This is a genomic window from Pseudomonas putida (assembly GCF_028682455.1).
Taxonomy (GTDB): domain Bacteria; phylum Pseudomonadota; class Gammaproteobacteria; order Pseudomonadales; family Pseudomonadaceae; genus Aquipseudomonas; species Aquipseudomonas putida_AA.
Genome location: NZ_JANHLD010000001.1, coordinates 167,107 through 193,043, shown reverse-complemented (window position 1 = coordinate 193,043; position 25,937 = coordinate 167,107). Strand labels below are relative to the sequence as shown.

27 protein-coding genes and 1 pseudogene are annotated in these 25,937 nt (G+C 62.3%); 14 read left to right on the top strand and 14 right to left on the bottom strand.

Annotation, left to right across the window (positions count from 1 at the left end):
- Positions 1-68: 68 nt before the first annotated feature.
- Both NPS58_RS00940 and NPS58_RS00935 read right to left on the bottom strand, forming a co-directional pair.
- The gene (locus tag NPS58_RS00940; RefSeq protein WP_274112826.1) at positions 69-551 is read right to left on the bottom strand and encodes a GAF domain-containing protein; all 483 of its coding nucleotides are present in this window, start codon (positions 549-551) and stop codon (positions 69-71) included.
- Complete coding sequence (locus NPS58_RS00935; RefSeq protein ID WP_274112824.1) at positions 548-1,438, bottom strand: ATP-binding protein; 891 nt, start codon at positions 1,436-1,438, stop codon at positions 548-550. The genes NPS58_RS00940 and NPS58_RS00935 overlap by 4 nt, the downstream gene beginning before the upstream one ends.
- A gap of 82 nt (positions 1,439-1,520) precedes the next feature.
- Between NPS58_RS00935 and NPS58_RS00930 the strand changes: the two genes are divergently transcribed.
- Positions 1,521-3,881, top strand: a complete 2,361-nt coding sequence (locus NPS58_RS00930; RefSeq protein ID WP_274112822.1) for a response regulator — start codon at positions 1,521-1,523, stop codon at positions 3,879-3,881.
- Here NPS58_RS00930 and NPS58_RS00925 read toward each other — a convergent pair.
- On the bottom strand, positions 3,874-4,359 hold the full coding sequence (locus tag NPS58_RS00925) for a glutathione peroxidase (protein ID WP_274112820.1): 486 nt from the start codon (positions 4,357-4,359) through the stop codon (positions 3,874-3,876). The two genes, NPS58_RS00930 and NPS58_RS00925, sit on opposite strands and share 8 nt — an antisense overlap.
- 16 nt (positions 4,360-4,375) lie before the next feature.
- Positions 4,376-4,768: a peptide-methionine (R)-S-oxide reductase MsrB gene (gene msrB / locus NPS58_RS00920; RefSeq protein ID WP_274112818.1), complete on the bottom strand. Its 393-nt coding sequence runs from the start codon at positions 4,766-4,768 to the stop codon at positions 4,376-4,378.
- A 167-nt stretch (positions 4,769-4,935) separates the two neighbouring features.
- Here msrB and NPS58_RS00915 point away from each other — a divergent pair, with 167 nt between their 5' ends.
- Together NPS58_RS00915 and htpX are read left to right on the top strand one after the other, a co-directional pair.
- Positions 4,936-6,147 carry a pyridoxal phosphate-dependent aminotransferase gene (locus NPS58_RS00915; protein WP_274112816.1) on the top strand — a complete coding sequence of 404 codons (1,212 nt, stop codon included), beginning with the start codon at positions 4,936-4,938 and terminating at the stop codon, positions 6,145-6,147.
- Positions 6,148-6,370: 223 nt separating this feature from the next.
- On the top strand, positions 6,371-7,258 hold the full coding sequence (gene htpX / locus NPS58_RS00910; protein ID WP_274112814.1) for a protease HtpX: 888 nt from the start codon (positions 6,371-6,373) through the stop codon (positions 7,256-7,258).
- 44 nt (positions 7,259-7,302) lie between these two features.
- Here htpX and NPS58_RS00905 read toward each other — a convergent pair whose 3' ends face one another.
- Positions 7,303-7,953, bottom strand: coding sequence for a thiopurine S-methyltransferase (locus NPS58_RS00905; protein WP_274112812.1), 651 nt, complete (start codon positions 7,951-7,953; stop codon positions 7,303-7,305).
- 105 nt (positions 7,954-8,058) lie between these two features.
- On the opposite strand from NPS58_RS00905, the gene NPS58_RS00900 reads away from it, so the two are divergent.
- Entirely contained in the window at positions 8,059-8,826 is a 768-nt protein-coding gene (locus NPS58_RS00900) for a DODA-type extradiol aromatic ring-opening family dioxygenase (protein WP_274112810.1), read from the top strand.
- 62 nt (positions 8,827-8,888) lie between these two features.
- Here the strand turns inward: NPS58_RS00900 and NPS58_RS00895 are convergent.
- Positions 8,889-10,584, bottom strand: a pseudogene (locus tag NPS58_RS00895) (DEAD/DEAH box helicase).
- Between the two features lie 323 nt (positions 10,585-10,907).
- Positions 10,908-11,663: a spermidine synthase gene (locus NPS58_RS00890; RefSeq protein WP_274112808.1), complete on the bottom strand. Its 756-nt coding sequence runs from the start codon at positions 11,661-11,663 to the stop codon at positions 10,908-10,910.
- 129 nt (positions 11,664-11,792) lie between these two features.
- On the opposite strand from NPS58_RS00890, the gene NPS58_RS00885 reads away from it, so the two are divergent.
- Positions 11,793-13,139, top strand: a complete 1,347-nt coding sequence (locus NPS58_RS00885; protein ID WP_274112806.1) for a class II 3-deoxy-7-phosphoheptulonate synthase — start codon at positions 11,793-11,795, stop codon at positions 13,137-13,139.
- On the opposite strand, the gene NPS58_RS00880 is transcribed toward NPS58_RS00885, so the two are convergent.
- Positions 13,120-14,361, bottom strand: a complete 1,242-nt coding sequence (locus NPS58_RS00880) for a winged helix-turn-helix domain-containing protein (RefSeq protein ID WP_274112804.1) — start codon at positions 14,359-14,361, stop codon at positions 13,120-13,122. The genes NPS58_RS00885 and NPS58_RS00880 overlap by 20 nt on opposite strands.
- A gap of 58 nt (positions 14,362-14,419) precedes the next feature.
- A complete protein-coding gene (locus NPS58_RS00875; RefSeq protein WP_425313006.1) occupies positions 14,420-14,650 on the bottom strand; it encodes a DUF1127 domain-containing protein in 231 nt (76 codons plus the stop codon).
- Positions 14,651-14,748: 98 nt separating this feature from the next.
- On the opposite strand from NPS58_RS00875, the gene NPS58_RS00870 reads away from it, so the two are divergent.
- A complete protein-coding gene (locus NPS58_RS00870) occupies positions 14,749-15,603 on the top strand; it encodes a LysR substrate-binding domain-containing protein (protein ID WP_028943743.1) in 855 nt (284 codons plus the stop codon).
- Here the strand turns inward: NPS58_RS00870 and NPS58_RS00865 are convergent.
- Entirely contained in the window at positions 15,593-16,342 is a 750-nt protein-coding gene (locus NPS58_RS00865; RefSeq protein ID WP_274112802.1) for a sulfite exporter TauE/SafE family protein, read from the bottom strand. The genes NPS58_RS00870 and NPS58_RS00865 overlap by 11 nt on opposite strands.
- Before the next feature lie 111 nt (positions 16,343-16,453).
- On the opposite strand from NPS58_RS00865, the gene NPS58_RS00860 reads away from it, so the two are divergent.
- The 3 genes from NPS58_RS00860 (at position 16,454) to NPS58_RS00850 (ending at position 18,480) form a co-directional block, all read left to right on the top strand.
- Positions 16,454-17,407, top strand: a complete 954-nt coding sequence (locus tag NPS58_RS00860) for a LysR family transcriptional regulator (RefSeq protein WP_274112800.1) — start codon at positions 16,454-16,456, stop codon at positions 17,405-17,407.
- Positions 17,408-17,465: 58 nt separating this feature from the next.
- The gene (locus tag NPS58_RS00855; RefSeq protein WP_274112798.1) at positions 17,466-17,927 is read left to right on the top strand and encodes a MarR family winged helix-turn-helix transcriptional regulator; all 462 of its coding nucleotides are present in this window, start codon (positions 17,466-17,468) and stop codon (positions 17,925-17,927) included.
- 124 nt (positions 17,928-18,051) lie between these two features.
- A complete protein-coding gene (locus tag NPS58_RS00850) occupies positions 18,052-18,480 on the top strand; it encodes an organic hydroperoxide resistance protein (RefSeq protein ID WP_274112796.1) in 429 nt (142 codons plus the stop codon).
- 59 nt (positions 18,481-18,539) lie between these two features.
- Here NPS58_RS00850 and efp read toward each other — a convergent pair whose 3' ends face one another.
- Entirely contained in the window at positions 18,540-19,109 is a 570-nt protein-coding gene (gene efp / locus NPS58_RS00845) for an elongation factor P (RefSeq protein WP_274112794.1), read from the bottom strand.
- Positions 19,110-19,157: 48 nt separating this feature from the next.
- Complete coding sequence (earP, locus tag NPS58_RS00840; RefSeq protein WP_274112792.1) at positions 19,158-20,291, bottom strand: elongation factor P maturation arginine rhamnosyltransferase EarP; 1,134 nt, start codon at positions 20,289-20,291, stop codon at positions 19,158-19,160.
- Positions 20,292-20,413: 122 nt separating this feature from the next.
- On the opposite strand from earP, the gene NPS58_RS00835 reads away from it, so the two are divergent.
- A complete protein-coding gene (locus NPS58_RS00835; RefSeq protein ID WP_274112790.1) occupies positions 20,414-20,803 on the top strand; it encodes a hypothetical protein in 390 nt (129 codons plus the stop codon).
- Between the two features lie 7 nt (positions 20,804-20,810).
- Positions 20,811-21,293, top strand: a complete 483-nt coding sequence (locus tag NPS58_RS00830; RefSeq protein ID WP_274112789.1) for a GreA/GreB family elongation factor — start codon at positions 20,811-20,813, stop codon at positions 21,291-21,293.
- 19 nt (positions 21,294-21,312) lie between these two features.
- Here the strand turns inward: NPS58_RS00830 and NPS58_RS00825 are convergent, their stop codons facing one another.
- Positions 21,313-22,245, bottom strand: a complete 933-nt coding sequence (locus tag NPS58_RS00825) for a LysR family transcriptional regulator (RefSeq protein WP_274112787.1) — start codon at positions 22,243-22,245, stop codon at positions 21,313-21,315.
- Positions 22,246-22,368: 123 nt separating this feature from the next.
- Between NPS58_RS00825 and NPS58_RS00820 the strand changes: the two genes are divergently transcribed.
- Positions 22,369-23,118: a 3-oxoacyl-ACP reductase family protein gene (locus NPS58_RS00820; RefSeq protein ID WP_274112785.1), complete on the top strand. Its 750-nt coding sequence runs from the start codon at positions 22,369-22,371 to the stop codon at positions 23,116-23,118.
- A gap of 5 nt (positions 23,119-23,123) precedes the next feature.
- Here the strand turns inward: NPS58_RS00820 and NPS58_RS00815 are convergent, their stop codons facing one another.
- A complete protein-coding gene (locus tag NPS58_RS00815; protein ID WP_274112783.1) occupies positions 23,124-24,011 on the bottom strand; it encodes a LysR family transcriptional regulator in 888 nt (295 codons plus the stop codon).
- Between the two features lie 106 nt (positions 24,012-24,117).
- Between NPS58_RS00815 and NPS58_RS00810 the strand changes: the two genes are divergently transcribed.
- Together NPS58_RS00810 and NPS58_RS00805 are read left to right on the top strand one after the other, a co-directional pair.
- Positions 24,118-25,311, top strand: a complete 1,194-nt coding sequence (locus NPS58_RS00810) for an MFS transporter (RefSeq protein WP_274112781.1) — start codon at positions 24,118-24,120, stop codon at positions 25,309-25,311.
- A 103-nt stretch (positions 25,312-25,414) separates the two neighbouring features.
- Complete coding sequence (locus tag NPS58_RS00805; RefSeq protein WP_274112779.1) at positions 25,415-25,795, top strand: hypothetical protein; 381 nt, start codon at positions 25,415-25,417, stop codon at positions 25,793-25,795.
- Positions 25,796-25,937 lie beyond the last annotated feature (142 nt).

Below are 25,937 nucleotides of genomic sequence, written 5' to 3'. Positions count from 1 at the left end.
GGGCTTGCCCCGCGATGCGATACATCAATCGGATCGCAATTGCGGGACAAGCCCGCCCCCACCCGGCTTCAGCAGTCTGTCAATCGCAGGAATATCGCCGCCAACGCCTCAAGTCCCGCCTGGTCCTCGACGCTGAAGCGCCCAGGCCTGGGGCTGTCCAGATCCAGCACAGCTATCAAACGCCCTTCCTTCACCAGCGGGATTACCAGCTCGCTGTTCGATGCGCTGTCGCAGGCAATATGCCCTGGGAAGGCATGCACATCGTCAACCCGTTGAGTCTCGCGACTGGCTGCGGCCGCCCCACAAACACCCCGCCCGAACGGGATACGTACACAGGCGACCTGGCCCTGGAATGGCCCCAGCACCAGCTCGTCATTGCGATTCAGGTAAAAACCCGCCCAGTTCAGCTCTTCAACCTGGCTATAAAGAAAGGCCGAAAACTGCGCCGCATTGGCGATGAAATCACGCTCATCGGCAAACAAGGCTTCCAGTTGCGCCGCCAACAGGCCGTAGCCTTCCAGCCCGACCCCGGAAGCGTTCAGGTCAATCATTGCTTTTGCTCCAACAGTTGCAGTCCAACCCAATAACGAGCGAACTGATAGGCACAACGGCCATTTCGGTTGCCGCGACCGGTTGCCCAGCGTACGGCGGCTTTTTCCAGTTCTTCGTCGCGCTGCCAGACCAGACCCGGCCCCTTGGCCAGCTCGGTGATCCAGTGCTCGACCACGTTGAGGAAGTGTTCCTGAGTAAAGGGGTAGAACGACAGCCACAGTCCAAAACGGTCCGACAAGGCAATCTTGTCTTCCACCGCCTCGTTGGGGTGGAGCTCGCCGTCAACCATCTTCCAGTTCTCATTGTCGCTCTGCTTCTCCGGCACCAGGTGCCGGCGGTTCGAAGTGGCGTACAACAGCACGTTGTCCGGCGCCTGCTCGAGCGAGCCGTCGAGCACGCTCTTGAGCACCCGATAATCACCCTCCCCGGCTTCGAACGACAGGTCATCGCAAAACAGCACGAAACGCTGCGGCAACTTGCTCAGTTGCTCGACCACCCGCGGCAGGTCGGCCAGGTGATCACGCTCGATCTCGATCAGGCGCAAGCCTGCCTTGGCATGCTCGGCCAGCAAGGCACGCACCAGCGAAGACTTGCCCGTACCGCGCGAGCCCCACAACAACGCATGGTTGGCGGGCATGCCGTCGAGGAACTGACGCGTATTGCGCCCCAGTTGGTCGCGTTGCAAGTCGACGCCAATCAGGTCTGACAGGCGCATATCCAGGCTGACCTCAAGCGGCAACAAGTAGCCGGTGCGACCGTCGCGCTGCCAACGGGCGGCCAGGCAGTGGCTCCAGTCGATGTCCGGACGTGGCGCGGGCAGCAGGGGTTCGAGGCGAGCGAGCACGGTTTCGGCGCGCTCCAGAAAAGCATTCAAACGAGAGTCCACAACAGCTCCTCAAGACAAATTCAAGGACAACGACACAACGGAATGCGTGACAGGGCATGCCAGCAGCCGGGGCTGATCGGCTATGCTTGCGCAGCGCACGGAACGTGAAACTGGCTCGGGGCTCATGGATATAAAGTTCACCAATCGCCTGTCCTACAAGCAAGCCCGGCTGACGGTCCTGGTCGGGTTCATCCTGGGGACCTTGCTCAGTCTCATCCAGATCGGTATGGATTATGCCAGTGAAGATGCCTCCATCAACCGTGAGGTGCAGGCTCTACTGAAAATCAGTCATAACCCGGCCTCGCGCATTGCCTACAACATTGATGCGGAACTTGCCCAGGAGTTGACGGGTGGCCTGCTGCAATCCCCGGCAATTACCCGGGCCTGGCTAATCGATAACAATGAAACCGTACTGGCCGACGTGGAGCGCACCCGCCAGGAAAGCAACTATCGCTTCATCAGTGACTTTCTGTTCGGCGAGAGCCGGCAGTTCCAGGACCCGTTGTTCTTCAGCCACATGCCAGACGAGTACCTGGGCACCCTGTACCTTGAGGTCGATACGTTCGCCTTCGGCAACCGCTTTCTCGAGCGGGCCGAAATCACCCTGCTCAATGGGTTCGTGCGCAGCCTGGTACTGACCGGCATTCTCCTCGCCCTGTTCTATTTCATGCTGACCCAACCCCTGGTGCGAGTGATCAGCGCCCTGGCCAAGAGCAATACCCGCCACCCCGCCAAATCGAAACTGTCGTTCCCGCCAGGTCACGAACACGATGAGATCGGCGTACTGGTCAAGGTGGCCAACCAGCAATTCGTCAGCATGAGCACTGAAATCCAGCAGCGACGCAATGCCGAGAATCGTCTGACCGAGTATCTCAATGAGCTGGAAAACATCGTCTCGGCGCGCACCATCGAGCTCAAGGCCAGTAATACCCGTTTGAGCCAGTCCAACGAAGAGCTTGAACAGGCCAGGCGCCAGGCCCTGGACATGGCGCAGGCCCGGGCGGCGTTCCTGGCGAACATGAGCCATGAGATCCGCACTCCGCTCAACGGCCTGCTGGGCATGATCGCCCTGTGCCTGGACAGCCCGCTCAACGCCGAACAACGCCAGCAGTTATCCATCGCCCACGACTCGGGAAAAGTGCTGGTGGAGTTGCTCAACGATATCCTCGACCTGTCCAAGTTCGATGCCGGCCAGTTGGAGCTTGAGCGCATTCCGTTCGACATGGGCGCCCTGGTCGAAGACACCGCAAACCTGCTGTCACAGAACGCAGCTCCCAACGTCGAACTCACCTGCCTGATCGACCCACAGTTTCCCGCCATGGTCCTGGGCGACCCTACCCGCGTGCGGCAGATTGTCAGCAACCTGCTGTCCAACGCGCTCAAGTTCACCCGATTCGGTCGTGTCGACGTGCGCCTGGGCGCCTATACCGGCGGCGTCCGCCTGGAGGTCTGCGATACGGGCATCGGCATCCCACGGGAAGCCCAGGTGCGTATTTTCCAGCCATTCACCCAGGCCGGTGCCGGCATCACTCGCCAGTACGGCGGCACAGGCCTTGGCCTGGCACTGACCAACAACCTGTGTGAAGCCATGCAAGGCCGCCTGAGCATCAGCTCGGAAGCCGGCTTTGGTAGCCAGTTCTGCGCCGAACTGCCACTACCCACCCATAGCCCGGCTGTGCCCGCCGAGCGCTTGCGCGGCCGTGTTGCCGCCATCAGCAATGCCGCCAGCGGCCTTGCCGAGCTGCTGGAAACCGTATTGCCCGACTGGGGACTGGATTATCAACGCTATGACAATCTCGACGAACTGAGCGATGCCCTACCCGACCTGCTGATCACCGACAACCTGGACTGCCTGTTCAACCTGCGCCCGCACATCAAGACACCTATCCTGCTGGTGACCGCCTACGGCAACTTCCTCCCCGGCGAACAGGCCGCGCAGCTGGCGCCGCTACAACAACAAGCCCGCCCATTGGCACGCAACGCCCTGTACCAGACACTGCGGCGCACCTTGCTTGGCAATGACAGCACCTTCCTGTCGGCACACGACGGCCCCCTGCTCAGCGAACGCCGTGCACGCATCCTGTTGGTGGAAGACAACCCGGTGAATCAGCTGGTGGCCAAGGGCATGCTGGCCAAGCTGGGGTGCGAAGTGAATATCGCAGCCCATGGCGCCGAAGCCCTGGAGCAGCTGCACGCCACACCTTTCGATCTTGTCTTGATGGATTGCAACATGCCGGTCATGGACGGCTATGAGGCCAGTCGCAGAATCCGCCAGAGCGGACACTGGCCCGACCTCCCCATCGTCGCCCTCACCGCGAACGCCTTGCCCGAAGAGCGCGAGCGCTGCCGGGCGGCAGGCATGAACGACTACCTGGCCAAGCCCTTTCGGCGAGAGGAGCTACTGGCCCTGATCGATCACTGGGTACCCTTGACCGCTACGTGAGCAGCCTCTCTATAGAGGTGGTCAAGGCCTCGGGCTTGGTGCTGGGCGCATAGCGCGTGACGCGACCGCTGGCCGGGTCGACGAGGAACTTGGTGAAATTCCATTTGATCCGTTCGGAGCCGAGCAGCCCCGGTGCGCGTTTTTTCAGTTCGACGAACAAGGGATGCGCATTGGCGCCGTTGACCTCGATCTTGCGAAACAGCGGAAAGCTCACACCGAAATTCATCTCGCAGAACTGGGCGATTTCCCGGGCATCGCCTGGCTCTTGCTTGCCAAACTGATTGCACGGGAAACCCAGCACCACCAGGCCGCGGTCGCGATAACGCTGCCAGAGCTGCTCAAGCCCTTTGTATTGCGGAGTAAAGCCGCACTGGCTGGCGGTATTGACCACCAGCAGCGCCTTGCCCTGGAAATCCCCCAGGACCTTCTGCTCACCCGCCAGGGTGACGCAGGGAACGTTCAGCAACCCGTCGGCCATGGCCGTTTCTCCTCAGTTAGCGTGGAACCAGGTCCAGGCAGACCGAGTTGATGCAATAGCGTAGCCCGGTCGGCGGCGGACCGTCGGGGAATACATGACCCAGGTGGGCATCGCACTGGGCGCAGGTCACTTCGGTGCGAATCATGCCGTGGGAGGTGTCGCGAATCTCGATCATCGCGCTGTCCTGGATGGGCGCGTAGAAGCTCGGCCAGCCACAACCGGAGTCGAACTTGGTCTTCGAATCGAACAACGGGGCATTGCAGCAGATGCAGTGGTAGACGCCGTCGGTCTTGGTCCCGTTGTACTTGCCGCTGAACGGACGCTCCGTACCTTTCAGGCGACAGACGTTGTATTGCTCGGGGTCGAGCATTGCACGCCATTCATCCAGGGTTTTCTCGATCTTATCCATTTGCAGGCCTCGGCAGACTAAAAACCCCGCGTTGCGTCTTTTCCCCAACGCGGGCGGCACGTATATTATTGCGCCTCATCAGACATCAGTCTGGCACCCGCGTTACACGCATTTCAAACGTTTTCACAGCGCAATGCGCGGCGATCTTTTCTAATCGGGATCACATCATGCAGGTCAGCAAATCGAACAAGCTCGCCAATGTCTGCTATGACATTCGCGGCCCAGTGCTCAAGCACGCCAAACGCCTGGAAGAGGAAGGCCATCGCATCCTCAAGCTGAATATCGGCAACCCGGCGCCCTTTGGTTTCGAGGCGCCGGATGAAATCCTCCAGGATGTCATCCGCAACCTGCCGACAGCCCAGGGCTACAGCGACTCCAAGGGCCTGTTCAGCGCGCGCAAGGCGGTGATGCAGTATTACCAGCAAAAGCAGGTCGAAGGTGTCGGCATCGAAGACATCTACCTGGGCAACGGCGTTTCCGAGTTGATCGTGATGTCGATGCAGGCCCTGCTCAACAACGGCGATGAAGTGCTGATCCCGGCCCCCGACTACCCGCTGTGGACCGCCGCCGTGAGCCTGGCGGGCGGCAACCCGGTGCACTACCTGTGCGACGAGCAGGCCGACTGGTTCCCCGACCTTGACGACATCAAGGCCAAGATCACCTCCAACACCAAGGCACTGGTGATCATCAACCCGAACAACCCGACCGGCGCCGTATACTCGCGCGAACTGCTGCTGGGCATGCTGGAGCTGGCGCGCCAGCACAACCTGGTGGTGTTCTCGGACGAAATCTACGACAAGATCCTCTACGACGAAGCCGTGCACATCAGCACCGCTTCGCTGGCCCCAGACCTGCTCTGCCTGACCTTCAACGGCCTGTCCAAGTCCTACCGGGTGGCGGGCTTCCGTTCCGGCTGGCTGGCCATCTCCGGGCCCAAGCAGCATGCCCAGAGCTACATCGAAGGCATCGACATGCTGGCCAACATGCGCCTGTGCGCCAACGTGCCGAGCCAGCATGCCATCCAGACCGCGCTGGGCGGCTACCAGAGCATCAATGACCTGGTCCTGCCACCAGGCCGCCTGCTCGAACAGCGCAACCGCACCTGGGAACTGCTCAACGACATTCCCGGCGTCAGCTGCGTCAAGCCGATGGGCGCACTCTACGCCTTCCCGCGGATCGATCCGAAGGTCTGCCCTATCCACAACGATGAAAAGTTCGTTCTTGACCTGCTGCTCTCGGAAAAACTGCTGATCGTCCAGGGTACGGCGTTCAACTGGCCATGGCCGGATCACTTCCGCGTGGTCACCCTGCCAAGGGTCGACGACCTGGAACAAGCCATTGGCCGAATCGGAAACTTCCTAAAGACATATCAGCAGTAACCTGCAGGTAAATCGAAAGGGCCCGCGCCTTGCTAGGCGGGCCTTTCAGAACATGTCCCCACCTATTGCAGGACTCGGCGCTCTGGCGTGCGGGAAAGCGGAATTCGGCTGTAATACAGGAAAGTACACAGTTTGAAATAGTCGCCCGGTTGAATCACCGGAGCCCGCACCTTATATACCCCGCATACGTGACATTTTTATCCGTCAGGAGAACGTAACAACCATGATGCGCATCTTACTGTTTGTAGCCACCAACCTTGCGGTTGTGCTGATTGCCAGCATTACCCTGAGCCTGTTCGGCTTCAATGGGTTCATGGCGGCAAACGGGGTTGACCTCAAGCTCGACCAGCTGCTGGTCTTCTGCGCCGTGTTCGGCTTTGCCGGCTCGTTGATCTCGCTGTTCATCTCCAAGTGGATGGCGAAGATGAGCACCGGCACCCAGATCATCAGCCAGCCGCGCACCCGCCACGAACAATGGCTCTTGCAGACCGTCGAAGAACTGTCCCGCGAAGCCGGCATCAAGATGCCGGAAGTGGGTATCTTCCCGGCCTACGAGGCTAACGCCTTTGCCACCGGCTGGAACCGCAACGACGCGCTGGTTGCCGTCAGCCAGGGCCTGCTGGAGCGGTTCTCGCCCGATGAAGTGCGCGCCGTACTGGCCCACGAGATCGGCCACGTGGCCAACGGCGACATGGTGACCCTCGCGCTGATCCAGGGCGTGGTCAACACCTTCGTCATGTTCTTCGCCCGCATCATCGGCAACTTCGTCGACAAGGTGATCTTCAAGAACGAAGAAGGCCAGGGTATCGCCTACTACATCGCAACCATCGTTGCCGAACTGATCCTGGGTATCCTGGCCAGCACCATCGTCATGTGGTTCTCGCGCAAGCGCGAGTACCGTGCCGACGAAGCCGGTGCCCGCCTGGCCGGCACCAGCGCAATGATCGGCGCCCTGCAGCGCCTGCGTTCGGAACAAGGCGTGCCGGTGCACATGCCCGACACCCTGAATGCCTTCGGCATCAATGGCGGCCTCAAGCAGGGCCTGGCCGGCCTGCTGATGAGCCACCCACCGCTGGAAGATCGTATCGAGGCCCTGCGCCGTCGCGGCTGATCGACACAGCAATAAAAAGGGCGACTTCGGTCGCCCTTTTTTTGTCAGCGCTGCAAGCGGTACACCCGCTCGAACAAACTTGTCACACCCGCCTGGACAAACTTCGGACTCTGCTCGATCACATCCCACGCCTCCAGCATCGTAGGCTGCCACGCCGAAAACGATTGCAGCACTTCCTGATCGGGCACCGAGAAGGGCGGCCCGTCCAGGTATTGCTGCTCGTAATCCAGAGTGATCATCAGGCCTTTGCAGCCCTGGGGCATGCAATCGCTCAGCAGCGCGGCATAGCGCTCGCGCATGGCCGGCGGCAGGGCAATCACGGCAGCCCGATCATAAAGCCCTGCACAGGCGCCCAGGTCTTCCGCGCGCAAGGCAAAAAAGTCTCCACACCAAAGCTCCAGGCCCTCGTGCCGGTAAACCCTGAATGCTCCCTGCTGACTGATTTCAGGCTGCAGCTGCTGCTCGGTAAAAAAGTCTTCGATGGCAAGCTGGGACAGTTCGATACCCAGTACCTGGTGCCCCTGCCCTGCGAGCCAGGCCAAGTCCAGGCTTTTGCCACACAAAGGCACTAGCACCTTGCTGCCCGCCTCCAGGTTGAGCGCCGACCAGTGCTTTTGCAGGTAGGCGTTGACCTGCCCCTGATGAAACCCGATCTGATTGTCGGCCCAACGCTTGTGCCAGAACTCCGCCTGCATGCGCACACCTCGAATTTTTCGATCAAATAATGCTAAAACTTATATTAGATTTAGATTAATGACCTGATTGAAGATAGTGCCATCTTAACCTTCAGGACCTTCTCCATGCTGCCCAGCCTGTTTATTTCACATGGATCGCCCATGCTGGCCCTGGAACCCGGCGCCAGTGGCCCTGCCCTCGCCCGGTTGGCCGCCGAACTGCCCAGGCCCAAGGCCATCGTGGTGGTGTCGGCGCACTGGGAAAGCCGTGAGCTGCTGGTCAGCAGCAGCCCGCAGCCTGACACCTGGCACGACTTCGGCGGCTTCCCTGCCGCGCTGTATGCCGTCCAGTACCCGGCCCCGGGCGAACCTGCCCTGGCCCAGCGCGTGAGCCAACTGCTGTGCACTGCAGGCCTGCCTGCCCGCCTCGACCCACAGCGCCCGTTCGACCATGGCACCTGGGTGCCGCTGTCGCTGATGTACCCCAGTGCGGACATCCCGGTAGTGCAGGTTTCCCTGCCCACCCAGCTCGGACCGAAACTGCAGGAAATGGTCGGCCGCGCACTGGCCGGCCTGCGTGAAGAGAACATCCTGCTGATCGGCTCGGGCAGCATCACCCACAACCTGGGCGAACTGGACTGGCGCGCCGGCCCGGACAGCATCGAACCCTGGGCCAAGGCGTTTCGCGACTGGATGATCGAGAAGCTTGCTGCCGACGACACCCAGGCACTGCACGACTACCGTCACCAGGCACCCTTTGCCGTGCGCAGCCACCCCAGCGACGAGCACCTGTTGCCGCTGTATTTTGCCCGGGGTGCGGGTGGTCGGTTCGGCATTGCCCACCAGGGCTTCACCCTCGGTGCATTGGGCATGGATATCTATAGATTCGAGTAGGAACTTTCCACCAGGCAAAAAAAATCCCCGATCAAGTCGGGGATTTTTTTATGCCTCGCGGATCAATCTTCGCGGTAGCGGCGCAGCTTCAGCTGCTTACCGGCAACGCGAGTGTCCTTGAGCTTGGCCAGCAGGCGCTCCAGGCCCTCTTCCGGCAGCTCGACCAGGCTGAAGCTGTCGCGCACCTGGATGCGGCCGATCGCTTCGCGGGCCAGGCCGCCTTCATTGAGGATCGCGCCCAGCAGGTTCTTGGCAGCGATACCATCACGCGCACCCAGCGCGGTACGGCAACGAGCACGACCTTCGCCCAGCGGCATCGGCGCACGACGCTCACGCTCGCCACGCTCTGGACGTTCGCCAGTGCGCTCACGCGGGGTGTAGGTCGGCACCAGCGGCTGCTCTTTCTCGACCGCTTCCAGGGTCAGGGCCTGACCGTTGGTAGCCTTGCGCAGCAGCGCAGCAGCCAGCGCACGCGGGCTGCAACCGATGTCGGCAGTCAGGCGATCGAGCAGATCACCGTGGGTCGACTCGGCTTCGGCAACCAGCGGCGCCAGGCTGTTGGTCAGCTTCTTGATGCGAGCATCGAGAACGGCCTGAGCGTTCGGCAGGCGAACTTCGGCAACCTTCTGACCGGTAACACGCTCGATCACCTGCAGCATGCGGCGCTCGCGCGGGGTAACCAGCAGCAGCGCACGGCCTTCGCGACCGGCACGGCCGGTACGGCCGATACGGTGAACGTAGGACTCCGGGTCGTACGGCATGTCAACGTTGAACACGTGAGTGATGCGCGGTACGTCCAGACCACGGGCAGCAACGTCGGTCGCGACAACGATGTCCAGACGGCCATCCTTGAGCGAGTCGATGACGCGCTCACGCTGGTTCTGGGCAATGTCGCCGTTCAGCGCAGCGGCTTTGTAGCCTTTGGCTTCCAGGGCGCTGGCCAGGTCCAGGGTCGCTTGCTTGGTGCGCACGAAGGCGATCAGCGCGTCGAACTCTTCCACTTCCAGCAGGCGCAGGACAGCGGAAACCTTCTGGTCGGCATGGACCATCAGGTGGGCTTGTTCGATTGCAGTAACGGTCTGGGTCTTGCTCTGGATCTTGACGTGCTTGGGGTCACGCAGGTGACGTTCGGCAATCGCGCGGATCGAGGCTGGCAGGGTGGCCGAGAACAGAACGGTCTGGCGGGTTTCCGGCATGGCCTTGAAGATGACTTCCAGGTCGTCCATGAAGCCCAGCTTGAGCATTTCGTCAGCTTCGTCGAGCACCAGGTGGTTGACGGTCGCCAGGACTTTCTCGTCGCGACGCAGGTGGTCGCACAGACGGCCAGGGGTAGCAACGACGATTTGCGCGCCATTGCGGATTGCTTTGAGTTGTGGGCCCATTGGGGCACCACCGTATACGGCCACCACGGTTACGCCCGGCATCTGCTTGGCGTAGGTTTCGAATGCAGTGGCTACTTGCAGCGCCAACTCACGGGTTGGCGCCAGGATCAGGGCTTGCGGCTCGCGCTTGCTCGGGTCGATGCGGTTCAGGATAGGCAGTGCGAAGGCAGCGGTTTTACCGGTACCTGTCTGCGCCTGACCGATCATGTCGTGACCGGCGAGAATAATCGGGATCGATTGCTGCTGAATGGCGGATGGCTCTTCGTAGCCGGTAGCCAGTACAGCAGCAACAATGCTCGGATGAAGATCGAGAGCGGCGAAGCCGCCGGTTTCCTGGGTCATGGGTCTGCCTCTAAGTGCATCCGCAAAGACCCATGCTCCAAAGCTGCACATGCCTTGTAAGACCCGAAGGTCACCCTGGCAGCTTTGTCGGCGGGGATTTGCGAAAACGATTGAAGAAAAATAGGAACGTCTAAGGAGAGTCCGCGGTGCGGACGCGCAGCCGAAGCTGGCTTCGGGGAATTGCACTACCTAAACGAGGTCCGGTAAAAGACCGGCGCGTACTATACCTGAATTCGGAATTTACGGGAGATTTTTTTATTGCAACACGCCAGCGCCAGACCCCGTTCGAACGGTGTCTGGGGTGGTACCACTGCTGGCGGCTGAATCGTTTTTCTGCCGACAGCTCAACGGCGCGCCTCAGGAGGCCGGTCGGATCGCTGCGATGAGCGGTTGCAACGAATAGCCCAGGCGTGGCGCCAGGGCGTCGGCGCGGGCGTTGAGCCCGGCCAGGTCCAGCTCCTGATCAAGATCGGCCGGCACCATGAGGATCACATTGCCCTCCTTGACCGGCAGTTCCCAGTAGTGACGATGGTACAACCCGCGCAGCAAGGCGGCGCCCAGCGGCTTGCCATCATCGCCGGCCCACTGGTTGATCACCAGCCAGCCACCGGGATTGAGGCGCTTCTGGCAGTTTTCCAGAAAACGCCAGGCCAGGTGGGCAACCCCCGGGCCATGATCGGTGTAGAGGTCGACGAAAATCAGATCGGCAGGCTCGGCGCTGTCGAGCAGCTCCACCGCATCACCAATGCGGATATACAGCCGCGGGTCATCGTCCAGGCCCAGGTACTCGATGGCCAGGCGCGGCACATCGGGGCGCAGTTCGATGGCCTCGATATCTTCCAGCGGCAGGAATTTCATGCAGGCCTGGGTCAGCGTCCCCGCCCCCAGGCCGAGAAACAGTGCGCTCTCCGGCTCGGCATGGCAAAGCGCACCGATCAGCATGGCGCGGGTGTAGTCGTACTCCAGCCAGCTCGGGTCGGCGGTGAACACGCAGCTCTGCTCGATGGCCTCGCCAAACTCGAGAAACCGATAGTCATCGACTTCCAGCACGCTGATGGTGCCGTAGTCATCCTGCACCTGGGCCAGCAGCCGCTCCACCCGTTCCACTGTCATGCTGTCTCCCGGCACACGCCGCTACCCCAGGCAAAAACCGCCATTGTCCGTCAATGGCGCCAGTGCAACAAGGCATGCGGCAACTGTTAACATGGCACACAGCCCATTTACGACAAGATCGAGCCCGTGATGAACCAACCCTGGAGTCCTGACAGCTGGCGCGCCCTGCCGATCCAGCAGCAACCGACCTACCCCGACGCAGCCCATCTGCTCAGAGTCGAGCAGACCCTGGCCAGCTACCCGCCGCTGGTCTTTGCCGGCGAGGCACGGGAACTGCGTCGACAGTTCGCCGAGGTGACCCAGGGCCGGGCGTTCCTCCTGCAAGGCGGCGATTGTGCCGAGAGTTTTGCCGAATTCTCGGCAGCGAAAATCCGCGACACCTTCAAGGTCCTGCTGCAGATGGCCATTGTCATGACCTTTGCCGCGGGCTGCCCCGTAGTCAAGGTCGGGCGCATGGCCGGGCAGTTCGCCAAGCCTCGCTCGGCGGGCGATGAGACCATTGCCGGGGTGACGCTACCGGCCTATCGCGGCGACATCGTCAATGGCATCGGCTTCGACCAAAAGAGCCGGGTGCCGGACCCCGAGCGCCTGCTGCAGGCCTATCACCAGTCCACCGCCAGCCTCAACCTGCTGCGCGCCTTCGCTCAGGGCGGCTTCGCCGACCTGCATCAAGTCCATAAGTGGAACCTGGACTTCATCGCCAACTCGGCCCTGGCCGAGAAGTACAGCCAACTGGCCGATCGCATTGATGAAACCCTGGCCTTCATGCGTGCCTGCGGCATGGACAGCTCTCCGCAACTGCGCGAAACCAGCTTCTTCACGGCCCACGAAGCCCTGCTGCTGAACTACGAAGAAGCGTTTGTGCGTCGCGACAGCCTGACCAACGACTACTACGACTGCTCGGCGCACATGCTCTGGATCGGGGATCGCACCCGCCAGCTGGACGGCGCCCATGTCGAGTTCCTGCGCGGGGTGAACAACCCGATCGGGGTCAAGGTCGGCCCGAGCATGAACACCGAAGAGCTTATTCGCCTGATCGATGTGCTAAACCCGGACAACGACCCCGGCCGCCTCAACCTGATCGTACGCATGGGCGCCGAGAAGGTCGGTGACCACCTGCCAGCGCTCATCCGCAGTGTCGAACACGAGGGTCGCCAGGTGCTGTGGAGCTCCGACCCGATGCATGGCAACACCATCAAGGCCAGCAGCGGTTACAAGACGCGCGACTTCGCCCAGATTCTCAGCGAGGTCAAACAGTTCTTCCAGGTGCACCAGGCCGAGGGCAGCCATGCTGGTGGCATCCACATCGAAATGACCGGGCAGAACGTTACCGAATGCATCGGTGGTGCCCGCCCGATCACTGAGGACGCCCTGTCCGACCGTTACCACACCCACTGCGACCCGCGCATGAACGCCGATCAGTCGCTGGAGCTGGCCTTCCTGATCGCCGAGACCCTCAAGCAGGTCCGGCGCTGAACGCACTGCGGGCCAGTGCCGGGCGCAATCGCTCGGCACTGGCCCGCGGGCAGTTCAACTGGACCTGCGCCAGCCCCAGCCAGCCGGCCATGCGCCACAAGTGCTCGGCCAGGGCCTGCATGCCGGCTTCGTCGAGCCCTCGTTCCTCTTCATGCAGCGCATGGATCGCCAAGCGATCGTTGGCGCGTTCGGCGCGCAGATCGACTCGTGCAACAATCCGCTCATTGTGCAGAAACGGTAGAACGTAATAGCCGTACACGCGCTTGTGCGCCGGCGTGTAGATTTCCAGCCGATAGCGGAAATCGAACAAACGCTCGGTACGCTCACGCTCCCATACCAGCGAATCGAAGGGCGACAGCAGGGCACTGGCGACCACCTTGCGCGGCAGACGCACATCGCTCAGGCAGTAACCCGGTTGCGACCAACCCTGCACCGCACACACCTGCACCAGCCCCTCCTCCACCAGCTCGGCCAGGCGCGCGCGACTGTCAACGGGGCTCAGGCGATAGTAATCCCGCAGGTCTTTCTCCGTCCCCACGCCCAATGCATTGACTGCCTGCAATAACAGGCCCCGCTGGGCCTCGTCCTCACCTACAGGCGGTTGTTGCAGCAGCGCCCGCGGCAGCACTCGCTCGGGCAAATCGTACAAGCGTTCGAAGCCACGACGGCCCGCCACGGTGACCAGGCCAGCAGCAAACAACCACTCCAGCGCATGTTTTTCCGCACTCCAGTCCCACCAGGGGCCGGCGCGCACTTCTCGCGTCGACAGGCTGCCCGCGCCCAGCGCGCCCTGCTCCGTCACGGCCGCCAGCACCCGGGCGATGGTCGGTTGTTGCTCGCGGCCAAAGCGCGCCAGTTGCTGGTAAATACCCTGGCCCTGGCGCGCCCGGTCCATGCGCCAACGCAGCAGGGGATAGAGCGCCAGCGGCAACAGCGAGGCTTCGTGCCCCCAATACTCGAACACTTTGCGCTGGCGGTTGCGCCCCCAGGCGAGCTGATCGAGCAACGCTTGTGGATAACTGCCCAGGCGGGAAAACAGCGGCAGGTAATGGGAGCGCACCAGCGCATTGACCGAATCGATCTGCACCACGCCCAGTTGTTCGATCACCCGCGACAGGTGAGCAACCCCCACCTGCGTGCGCGGTGGCCGCGCAGCGAAGCCCTGGGCCGATAACGACAGGCGTCGCGCCTGCAGCAGGGAAAAGGATTGAGTGGTGGGCATGCCCGGCTCCTTCTGAACAAGCCCACTCAAGGTAGTCGCGACCTTCGGGTGGCGCGACTCATTTTTTCAGCGGGTCATCCCAGAATGGGCGCTCCACTTCCTGCAGCACATCGGCACGGCTCATGCCGATATCATGCAGCGCCGCATCGCTCAGGCGCGCCAGTTCCATGCGCTGGCGATGCAGCTGCCGCCAGCGCGCCAACTGCTGGACCACACCCTGGACCCAGTGGGGGAACCCGTCCTGCCGGGACTGGGGATACATCAACACAAGCGACTTCTGACCTTTCATCGTCGTACCCTCCGTGTTGGGATGACGTCAGTGTCTGCTCGGGTCTAAGATCAATCCAACGAATGTTCCTGATGCAATACATCTAGGAGATTGATGCCTTGTCCCAGTACCAGAGTATCGATTCCGAAGTCCTGCGCACCTTCGTGGCCATTGCTGAACATGGCGGCTTTACCCGCGCCGGCGAAGTGGTCAACCGCACCCAGTCGGCGGTCAGCATGCAGATGAAGCGCCTGGAAGAGGACATCATCCAGCGCCAGCTGTTCGAGCGCGACGGCCGCCAGGTCCGCCTGACTGCCGAGGGCCAGGTGCTGCTCGGCTATGCCCGGCGCATCCTCAAGCTGCATGGCGAAGTGTTCAACACCTTACGCATGCCGCATATGGTCGGGACCGTGCGCATCGGTACCCCCGACGACTACGCCATGCGTTTTTTGCCGGGCATTCTGTCCAGCTTCGCCCAGGCCTATCCGCTGATCCAGGTCGAAGTGCATTGCGAAAGCTCCCGCCAGCTGATGCAGCGCCAGGACCTGGACATGACCATCATCACCTGCGAGCCCGGCCATGAGGTCGGCCAACTGCTACGCCGCGAGCGCGCGGTCTGGGTGCAGGCGCAAGGGTTCTGTCCGCACGAACACACGCCCTTGCCGCTGGCGGTATTCAACACCGACTGCTGCTGCCGCACCTGGGCCTGCAATGCCCTGGATGCACTGGGGAAGGAATATCGAATCGCCTACACCAGTGCCAGTACCCCCGCGATCATGGCTGTGGTCAGCGCAGGCCTGGCCGTCACGGCGCAGCTGCAGAGCCTGATTACCAGCGACCTGCGGATCATCGGCGAGGCAGAAGGCCTGCCCGAATTACCGACCGCAAGCATCATGCTGCTGCGCAACGGGCCCCATCAATCGCAGATGATTGACTGCATGGCCGATTACATCGTGGAAGGCTTCAGATCTTGAAGGCCAGCATCACCGCGCAGACCACCAGAAAACCGCAAAACAGCGAACGCAGGACTTTTTCGGGCAAGGCGTGAGCAAGCTTCACGCCCCAACTGATGCTCAACAGGCCGCCGATCGCCAGCGCAATGCCCATGCTCCACAGCACATGCTGGTGGATGCCATAGGTGAACAGCGTCACAGCGGTGCTCGGTGCGGCCAGCGCCAGGGACAGCCCCTGGGCGACCACCTGGGTGGTACCGAAAACACTGGTCAGCACCGGTGTTGCCACCACGGCGCCCCCTACACCGAACAGACCGCCGAGCACGCCGGCGCCGCTGCCCAGCACCCCGAGCCACGGCCAGGCGTAGCGCATCTCGCTGCTGGGTTGGGCCTTGGGCATGAACATCCGCGCCAGGTTCCACAGCGCCAGCGCGACCAGGAACAGGACGAAGCCCAATCGCATGGCCTGGGCATCGACACCCACGGCCCAGATCGAGCCGAGCCAGGCAAACACGAAACTGGCCGCCGCCAACGGCAAGGCATGGCGCAGCTCGATGCGATTGCGCTGGTGATAACGCCACAGCGCCAGCAACACGTTGGGCACCACCATCACCAGGGCTGTGCCTTGGGCCAGTTGCTGGTCAAGACCGAACAGCACACCGAGCGCGGGGATCGCGATCAATCCCCCACCGATGCCGAACAGCCCGCCGACTGTCCCCAGTGCAGCGCCCAGCGCTATGTACATCACCCACTCGATCATTGCTGTCTCTCTAAGATTTCAATCGGTGCATGCTACCGACCCGATGCTAGCGGGGAAACGCACAGCAACGCACAATGGCTGTGCCATTTACGCAAAAGCAGATTACGCGAAATGAATCCTGACGCCCTCACCGAACAACTGAGCCTGTTCCTGGATGTGCTGGAAACCGGCAGTTTTTCCGCCACGGCTCGCCGCCACCCGCTGACTCCATCGGCCGTCGCTCGGCGCATCGACACCCTGGAAAGCGCCGTTGGCAGCCGCCTGTTCGTACGCAGCACCCATGCCGTACGCCCCACACCGGCTGGCAATGCCTTTGCCGAACGCGCGCAGCGTATCGTAGAGGAACTGCGCCTGGCCCGTGCCGAAGCGGTGTCGTTGAGCAATGCCCCGGAAGGCCTGATCCGCATCGACGCGCCCGCAGCGTTCGGCCGTCGTCACCTGGCGCCAGCCATTGCCGACTTTCTGGTGGCCTATCCCGGGCTCGATGTACAGCTGCGCCTGATCGACAGCTTCGTCGACCTGCACGGCTCGCACCTGGGCGAAGTCGACCTGGTGCTGCGTGCAGGCCCGCTGGCAGACACGCGCCTGGTGGCCACCTCCCTGGCCAAGATGGTGCGTATCGCCTGTGCCAGCCCCGCCTACCTGGCCGCACGCGGCATCCCTGCCTCACCGGCCGAGCTGCCCGAACACGACGGCCTGGACTGGGACGGCCTGGCCCCGCCCTTCGCCTGGCGCTTCGCCGTGGACGACCAGTTGCGCCTGTACCGCCCGACGCGGATGCGCATGAGCGCCAACAACGCCGAGACCCTGCTGTTCGGCGCCCTTGCCGGCCTCGGGATCGCCCACTTGCCTACCTGGCTGATCAGCGAGTACCTGTTACGCGGCGAGCTCTTGCCCCTGTTTTGCGAGAACGGCCTGCCAGCGACCGAGTCCAGCGGTATCTATGCCCTGCGCCTGGAACATGAAACGAACTCTCGCAGTCGTTTGCTGCTCGAATTCCTCAAGAGCCGCTTCAGCCCGGTGCCCCCTTGGGACCTGGCGTTGCAAAGCGAGCTGCGCTGGTAGTAAGTGCGCTAATGAACAGCGTGCTAAATTCAAAGGATCAACCGATCAAAGGATCTGCATGAACGCCGATACCCACGCCCCAGGCCCTTGCGACGAACTGCTCCTGAACAACCAGGTGTGCTTCGCCCTGCACTCCACTTCGCTGCTCATGACCAAGGTCTACAAGCCCCTGCTGCAAGCACTTGGCCTGACTTATCCACAGTACCTGGCGATGCTCGTGCTCTGGGAACAGGATGGCTTGACCGTGGGTGAGATCAGCCACCGCCTGCTGACCGACCCGGGTTCCCTGACGCCACTGCTAAAACGCCTGGAAGCCGAGGGACTGCTCAAGCGTACCCGCAGTCGCGACGATGAACGGGTCGTGCTGGTGCAACTGACCGAACAGGGTCGGGACCTGCAGGAACAGGCCAAGCGCGTGCCACCGTGCATCCTCAGTGCCAGTGGGCAGAGCCTGGAGCGCTTGCAGCAACTACAGGCCGAACTGCTGGAGCTGCGGGCCAACCTGCAAAAAAGCCTTTGAGGTCTATGCTGTGAATGACCGTTCGTAGCAAGGTCGAAAAATTAACTTGCGCACTAAATAACTGCGCGCTAAGTTAATTCCCGTACCCACTCAGCGCCACGGCGCATTCCATGCGAGGCTCAAGATGCAAAAGGTCACTCCGCTGTACATTGCAGAAGCTACCTCCACCGGCGGTCGCGATGGTCGGTCCAAATCCAGCGACGGCATTCTCGATATCGCCCTGGCCACGCCCAAAGAGCTGGGTGGTGCAGGCGGTGCGGCTACCAACCCTGAGCAACTGTTTGCCGCCGGCTACTCGGCCTGCTTCATCGGCGCACTGAAGTTCGTGGCTGGCCAGCAGAAAAAGGCGATTCCGGCCGACAGCTCGATCAAGGCCCGCGTCGGCATCGGCCAGATCCCTGGCGGTTTCGGCCTGGACATCGACCTGCATGTGAACCTACCCGGCCTGGATCAAGCCGATGCCCAGGCCCTGGTCGACGCGGCGCACCAGGTATGCCCGTACTCCAACGCCACCCGCGGCAACGTTGATGTACGCCTGCACGTCACGGTGTGAGGGTAAATCCCAGGCATAAAAAAACCCGGCCAAGGCCGGGTTTTTAGTGGGCGCAAGAATTACTTCTTGGAACGGCCCTTGAAGCTGCCATCGCGAGTGTCGATGTCGATCATCTCGTCGATTTCGATGAAGTCGGCAACCTGGATCTCAGTACCGTTGCTCAGCTTCGCTGGCTTCATGACCTTGCCCGAAGTGTCGCCGCGAGCAGCGTTTTCGGTGTAGGTGACTTTACGGCTGATGGTGGTCGGCAGTTCTACCGATACCAGGCGGTCTTCGAAGAAAACGGCTTCGCAAACGTCGGTCATGCCTTCTTCGATGTACGGCAGAACGGCCTCGATGTCTTCGGCGTTCAGTTCGTACATGGTGTAGTCGGTGGTGTCCATGAAGGTGAAGGTGTCACCGCTGATGAACGACAGGGTCGCTTCTTTGCGATCCAGGATCACGTCGTCCAGCTTGTCGTCCGCACCGTAAACGGTTTCGGTCTTGTAGCCGGTCAGCAGGTTCTTCAGCTTGGTCTTCATGATCGCGCTGTTACGGCCCGACTTGGTGAATTCAGCTTTCTGGACCAGCCACGGGTCGTTATCGATCCGCAGTACGGTACCAGGTTTCAGTTCTTTACCAGTTTTCATTGCGAGATATCCGAATTTGGATGGATTTACAAAAATCGAGGCCGCATATCATAGCCAATTTCGATAAAACTGTACCAGCGCTGCGGCAAGGTCCGGCTGAGCGGCCTGTGTGGAGCTCCAGCGGCGGGCATGCTGGTCGAGCTCGGTCCAGTGCTCCAGCACCTGTTGCCAGGCCTGGCCCATGTCGCGGTCCATGTTCCATGCACGCCATAGGTCGACAATGGCCGCCTTGGCCGGCTGCGACAGCCCCACCACGTAATGGTCGAGAAACGCTTCGAGCTTTTCCCAGTGGGCGTACGCTTCCTGCACATAGATATGCCAGAGCAACGGGCGCCCCGCCCATTGCGCGCGAACAAACGAGTCTTCGCCGCGCACGGCATTGAAGTCGCAGCACCACAAAAGTCGGTCGTATTCATTCTGGCTGACGAAAGGCAGGATCTGCACGGTCAGAGCGCCGCGCGTCGCCACGCTGCCCGCCGCCAGGGCACCTTCGCCCAGCCAGGACTGCACATCCCCGAGTATGCGACCTTCCGGCACCAGCAGGTGGTTGGCACGGCTGTCGGCGGCCAGGGCATCGAGCCAACTGCCCAGGCCCGAGTTCTCGTAGGCGAACAATGAAATCATTCGGGCGTCGCTGAGCGGTGTCACGCCCAGGCCCTGAAGAAACGCCCGGCGCGCCGCCGGGTCCTGCTCGAAGGCCTCGCGACGCGCCAACAGGTGTGCCTCGCGCAGCAAGCCGCCGGTCCTGGGGGTAAAACCCGGAAAGAAAAACACCTTGCGCAAGCCATTGGGCTGGGGTGACGGCAAGCCATGGCAGCCTTCGACCCAGTCTTCGGCGCTGAGATATTCAAGGTTCAGCCACAACGGGGCACGGGGGCACTCGAGCATGGCCTGCACATAGGAGCTCGGCAGCTGGCAGGCAAAGGCGCCGATCACCACGTCGGCCACGGGCGTGTCCTGCCACAGGGACGTCCAATGACACACTTCGACGCCCTGCTGCCATTGCCGGGACGCCTGGGCGTCGGCCTGCGGACAGATGCGCGCAAAAGCCGTCAGGTCATCCACCCAAAGGCGCACCGCGACATCCTGCTCGGCCACCAGTTGCCGGGCCAGGCGCCAGGTCACACCGATATCGCCGTAGTTGTCGACGACACAACAGAAGATATCCCAGTGCGCTTTCATCGCGGGCCCCTTGGCAAAAGCGCCGATTGTCCGGGTAAATCATCGCAGACAAAAGCCTGGGACGAAAAAAACCTGTCGCGCCGTGCGAGAATGGCCGCCTGTGTCCTGGCCAGGAGGCCATCATGCCCCGTCCTCGCGAACTGAAGATCACCCTCAAGCCCGTGCAGTTGATTCTGTGTGTCGCACTGGGCCTGTGGCTTGGCGCGGTTGCCATTGCCTTGAGCCTCTGGCTGGCCTGGCGCCTGCTACCTGAAACCGTACAACCCCTGGCCCAGAAACTCGTACCGCCAGCCGCCGCACCGGCAAGCGTCGCACCGCAAGTCGACCAGCAGATCGAGATGTTCGAACAGTACAAGCGGATCCTGCGCAATCAGGAAACACAGCAAGCAGAGGAACAGGCTGAAAGCAGCCTGCGTAACTTGTCCAATCCCAAGTGCCAGTTCTGGCTGCAGCAGAACCGTACCGCGCCCACCGAAAAGAGCCGCGCACTCGTCCTGGAATTGTGTAACTAACGCCATCATGAACAAAGCCGACCTGCTCAAGAGCATCATCGACACCCTGGGCTTGGACCTCGACGTAGCTCAACGGGCGGCACAGACCGCCTACGAAACGGCCACTGCCGAAGAGAACATCGCCGAGAACAAATACGACACCCTGGGGCTGGAAGCGTCTTACCTGGCGACCGGGCAAGCCCGACGCATGGAGGAGATCCGTCAGGCGCGCACCGCCTACCTGCAACTGGTGCTGCGCGACTACGACCCGTCGTGCGGCATTCAGGTCAGCAATCTGGTCACCCTGGAAACCGAGGACGGCACTTGCCAGCGCTTGTTTCTCGGGCCTGAAGGCGCCGGGATGAAAATTGGCCAGGGCGACCAACTGGTGACGGTGATTACCCCGCGCTCACCCTTGGGGCAGGGGTTGATCGGCAAGGCAGTGGATGAGGAAGTCAGCCTGGTGCTGGGGGGAAGGCAGCAGCATTTTTGGGTGGCAGAAGTTTGCTGATCGCGGGGCAAGCCTGCACCTACTGAGCGATGCTCCCGTCGAACCGCTGCGCCAACCCCTGGGCCGCAAACTGCTCGAGGATGAAATCCACGAAGGCCCGCGTCTTGCCCGGCAACAACTTGTGCTCGGCGTAATAGAGCGAAATGTTGCCGTCATCCACGTACCAGTCCGGCAACACCCGCAGCAGACTCCCCGCCTCCAGGTAAGGCACTGCGAACGGCATGCTCACCAGCGCCACGCCCAGCCCCTGCTGCGCCGCCCCGCACGCGGCTTCCGAATCACTCATGGTCATTCGCAGGCGAATGTCCAGCGGGCATTGCTCCTGCTGGCGATTGGTCAATGGCCACGAGCGGACCCGGCCGGTCTGCGGCGAACGAATCAGGATTCCGTCCACTGCGTGCAGGTCGGCAGGCCGATGAATCGGCGGGTGGTGCGCAATGAAGGCCGGTGCCGCCACCAGGATGCGGTGCGCCGGGGTCAGCTTGCGCGCCACTACGCCCTGGGGCAGGTCGAAACCGCCGCCGATGGCGGCATCGAAACCCTGGCCGATCAGGTCGACCTGGCGGTTATCGAAGTGCCAGTCGGGGTTGATGGCCGGATAACGCCGCAGAAACTCGCCCAGCAGCGGCACGATGTACAGGCGCCCGAACACCGTTCCCATGCTCACTTTCAAGGTGCCGGCCGGCTGCCCCTCGGCACTGGCCAGGTTGGCCACGGCGTACTGGATGGTCTGGAAACTGCTGGCCACCTCCCCCAGAAATCGCTGCCCAGCCTCGGTCAGGGTCAAGCGCCGGGTGCTGCGCTGGAACAGTCGCACGCCCAGGTTCGCCTCCAGGCGCGCGACGTTCTTACCCACTGCCGCCGGTGTCAGGCTCAGGCGCCTGGCGGCTTCGGCGAAGCTGCCGACCTCGGCGCTGCGCACAAAGCATTCGATACTGCTGAAGGTTTCCAAGGAGCCGATTCCATACTTGTGGTTTACACAGACTATAGCGATTACCGGCTATTCAGAGGGTAATACGACGCCGATACTGGGCCCCATCCAAGGCATTCGGCCTTGTTCTTTCGGGAGCACACTATGTCGACCCAAACCCGCCTCAACGGTAAAGTGGCCCTGGTCCAGGGCGGATCACGCGGTATCGGTGCAGCCATCGTCAAACGCCTGGCCGCCGAAGGCGCCAGTGTCGCGTTCACCTACGCCAACGCCACCGAACAGGCCAATGCCCTGCAAGCCAGCATCAACGCCAGCGGCGGCAAGGCCCTGGCCATCCAGGCCGACAGCGCCGATGCCAGCGCCGTGCAACACGCGGTGCAAACCACGGTCGATGCCTTTGGCGGGCTGGACATCCTGGTCAACAACGCGGGTGTGCTGGCCGTCGCCCCCCTGCTGGAGTTCGACCTGGATGACTTCGACCGCACCTTGGCGGTAAACGTACGCAGTGTGTTCGTTGCCACGCAAGCTGCGGCCCGGCACATGGGCCAAGGCGGTCGCATCATCAATATCGGCAGCACCAACGCCGAACGCATGCCCTTTGCCGGCGGCGGCCCCTATGCCATGAGCAAGTCCGCCCTGGTCGGCCTGACCCGTGGCCTGGCAAGGGACCTCGGCCCGCTGGGCATCACCATCAACAATGTGCAACCCGGCCCTGTGGACACCGAGATGAACCCGGCCAAGGGCGAGTTCGCCGAAAGCCTGATGGGCTACATGGCCGTGGGACGCTACGGTGAAGTCGAAGAGATCGCCAGCTTCGTTGCCTACCTGGCCAGCCCGGAAGCCGCCTACATCACGGGTGCCAGCCTGACCATCGACGGCGGTTTCGCGGCCTGATGCGATCAGTCTGCTGCCCTGGCGTCCAGGTTGTGTTCAATCATCTGAACGAATGCCCTGGCCGCCGGGGTCGGGTTTTTCGACCAGATCGCATAGAGGTGACGTCGCGGCGCATCACGCACGGCCACCACGGCAACCTCAGTGAACCCGCAGGCAATACGCGCGGGCACCAGTCCAACGGCCAGCTCACGCTGGACGAATTTCTCGACCAGGCGAATGTTGGTGACCTCGAACTGCACCCGATGGCGCAAGCCTGCCGCGGCAAACGCCTCGTCGGTCTGGCGCCGGGCGCCGGTGCCGGCCGGAAAATCCACCAGCGGCTGGTTTTCCAGGTGCGCCAGCGACAGCTCCTCGACCGCCACCAGTGGATGGCCCAGAGGCAGCACCGCCACCAGTTCCTCTTCGGCCAGGAGGCGGCATTCGACGCCTTCCGGACGGCCTCCGGGCCATACCCCGATGAAGCCCACATCCAGTCGCCGCTCAAGCACGTCGGCGATCAACAGCTCACTCTTGGCCATCAGCCAGCGGATATCCACGTGCGGATACCGGCGATGAAAGCCGGCCAGCAAGTCGACCAGGTCCAGCTCGGTCAGCGAGGTGATCTCGCCAATGGACAACTGCCCACGCACTTCGCCACAGGCGGCCGCTACGTCCTCGGCAATGCGCCGGGTGGCTTCCAGCGCAGGCCGCGCACTCTGCACGAACGCCTCACCCGCAGCGGTCAGGCGCACTCGCCGCGAGCTACGTTCGAACAGGCTGACCCCCAGAGTTTCCTCCAACCGGGCAATCTGGTGACTGAGCGCCGACTGAACGACGTGGCAACGTTCCGCAGCCCGAGTGAAACTACCGGTATCGACGACCGCCAGGGCATATTCGATTTGCTTGAGGTTCATGGATCAATCTGTTTTCAAGATGGATAGAATGAAAACGATACATTGGCGTCATGCTAGCGCATTTCCGATACTGTCACTTCCCATCTGCCACTGATCGAGACGGTCCATGACCACCTCCACCTCCCCCTTGAGTCGCGGCCTGATCCTGCTGATGGCGATAGCCACCGGTCTCGCCGTAGCCAGCAACTATTACGCGCAGCCGCTGTTGCACAGCATCGCCGAACACTTCGGCCTGACCACCGCCAGCGCCGGCGCCATCGTGATTGCCGCGCAGTTGAGTTATGGCGCGGGCCTGCTGTTGCTGGCACCCTTGGGCGACCTGTTCGAACAACGCCGGCTGATTGTCAGCATGATCGGCATCAGTACCCTCGGGCTGTTGATCAGCGCCTTCTCTGCGAGCCTGCCGTGGTTGCTGCTGGGCACCACGCTGACCGGCCTGTTCTCGGTGGTAGCCCAGGTCCTTGTGCCCATGGCGGCCGGCCTGAGCGACCCGAGCCAGCGCGGTCGGGTGGTCGGCACACTGATGAGTGGGCTGCTGCTGGGCATCCTGCTGGCGCGAACCGCCGCAGGCTTCATGGCCGAGCTCGGCGGCTGGCGCAGCATCTACCTGCTGGCGGCCGCCTTGATGGCGGTGTGTGCCATTGCGTTGTATCGCGCCCTGCCCGAACGCCACCAGCACGCCGGGCTCAACTATCCGGCGCTGATCGGCTCGGTGTTCCGCTTGTTCGTCGATGAGCCGGTGCTGCGCCTGCGCTCGCTGCTCGGCCTGCTGGCCTTCAGCTTGTTCGCCTTGTTCTGGACACCACTGGCGTTTCTCCTGGCTGCCGAGCCCTATCACTACTCCGACGCGATAATCGGCCTCTTCGGCCTGGCCGGTGCCGCCGGTGCGCTCTCGGCCAACTGGGCCGGCCGCCTGGCCGACCGCGGCAAGGGGCCGCTGGGGACGACGGTCGGGCTGCTGGCCTTGTTGTTGTCGTGGATTCCCCTGGGCTTTGCCCAATCCTCCCTGCTGGCCTTGCTGGCTGGCGTGCTGCTGCTGGACCTCGCCGTGCAACTGGTACATGTGAGCAACCAGAACGCAGTCATTGCGCTGCGCCCGGAGGCGCGCAACCGTCTGAATGCCGGCTACATCACCTGCTATTTCATCGGCGGGGCGTTGGGTTCGCTGCTCGGCACCCAACTGTTCCAGTCCCACGGCTGGAACGCCATCGTCATCGCCGGCCTTGCCATCGGCAGCCTGGCCTTGCTGGTCTGGAGCCTGGCGGAGCGCCAGCGCAGCCTGCGCGCACGCACGGTTTGACTTGCGCCGCCCAGGCGACCCTCCGTCGCCTGGGCATTGACTTGCAGTAGCCCGAGCGTTGAGTACGGGTTGGTCGAAAGCCCCTTCAAATTGGATTGACACAATGACAAGACTCACGGTCCAGTCCGGCGATTTCTTGCAAGGTGAGGGCGAATATCGCAATGGATCGCTCACACTCAAGACCTGCCGCAGCCCCAACCCTGGGGAAAAAATCGCCCTTACCCGCATCAGCGACCTGATCGTCGCCAACCAGGAGTCCAGCCGCAGCCTAGGCAGTGCCTTGGGTTGGGGCATGGCAGGCGCGCTCGTCGCAGGCCCCGTCGGCCTGATTGCCGGCCTGTGGCTGGGTGGCAAGGAAGAGGAGGTGACCTTTCTCGCCACCTTCAAGGATGGCCGCAAGCTGATGGCCGTCACCGACAGCAAGACCTGGTCGAAAATCAATGGCCATTGGCGTCGACAGGCGTTGCCCGCCGCCAATCGCTGAACCGGCTTTCGTACCTCCCTCGCTCATTGCTGTTAAGCGGTCAAAACAGGTGCTCCGCAATCCGGCGCCCCCTGCTAAGATGCGCGCCCGCCTGCCCGGCGCAATGCCGGCAGGCCTGTCCCCTCTTCAACTCATCAGATCC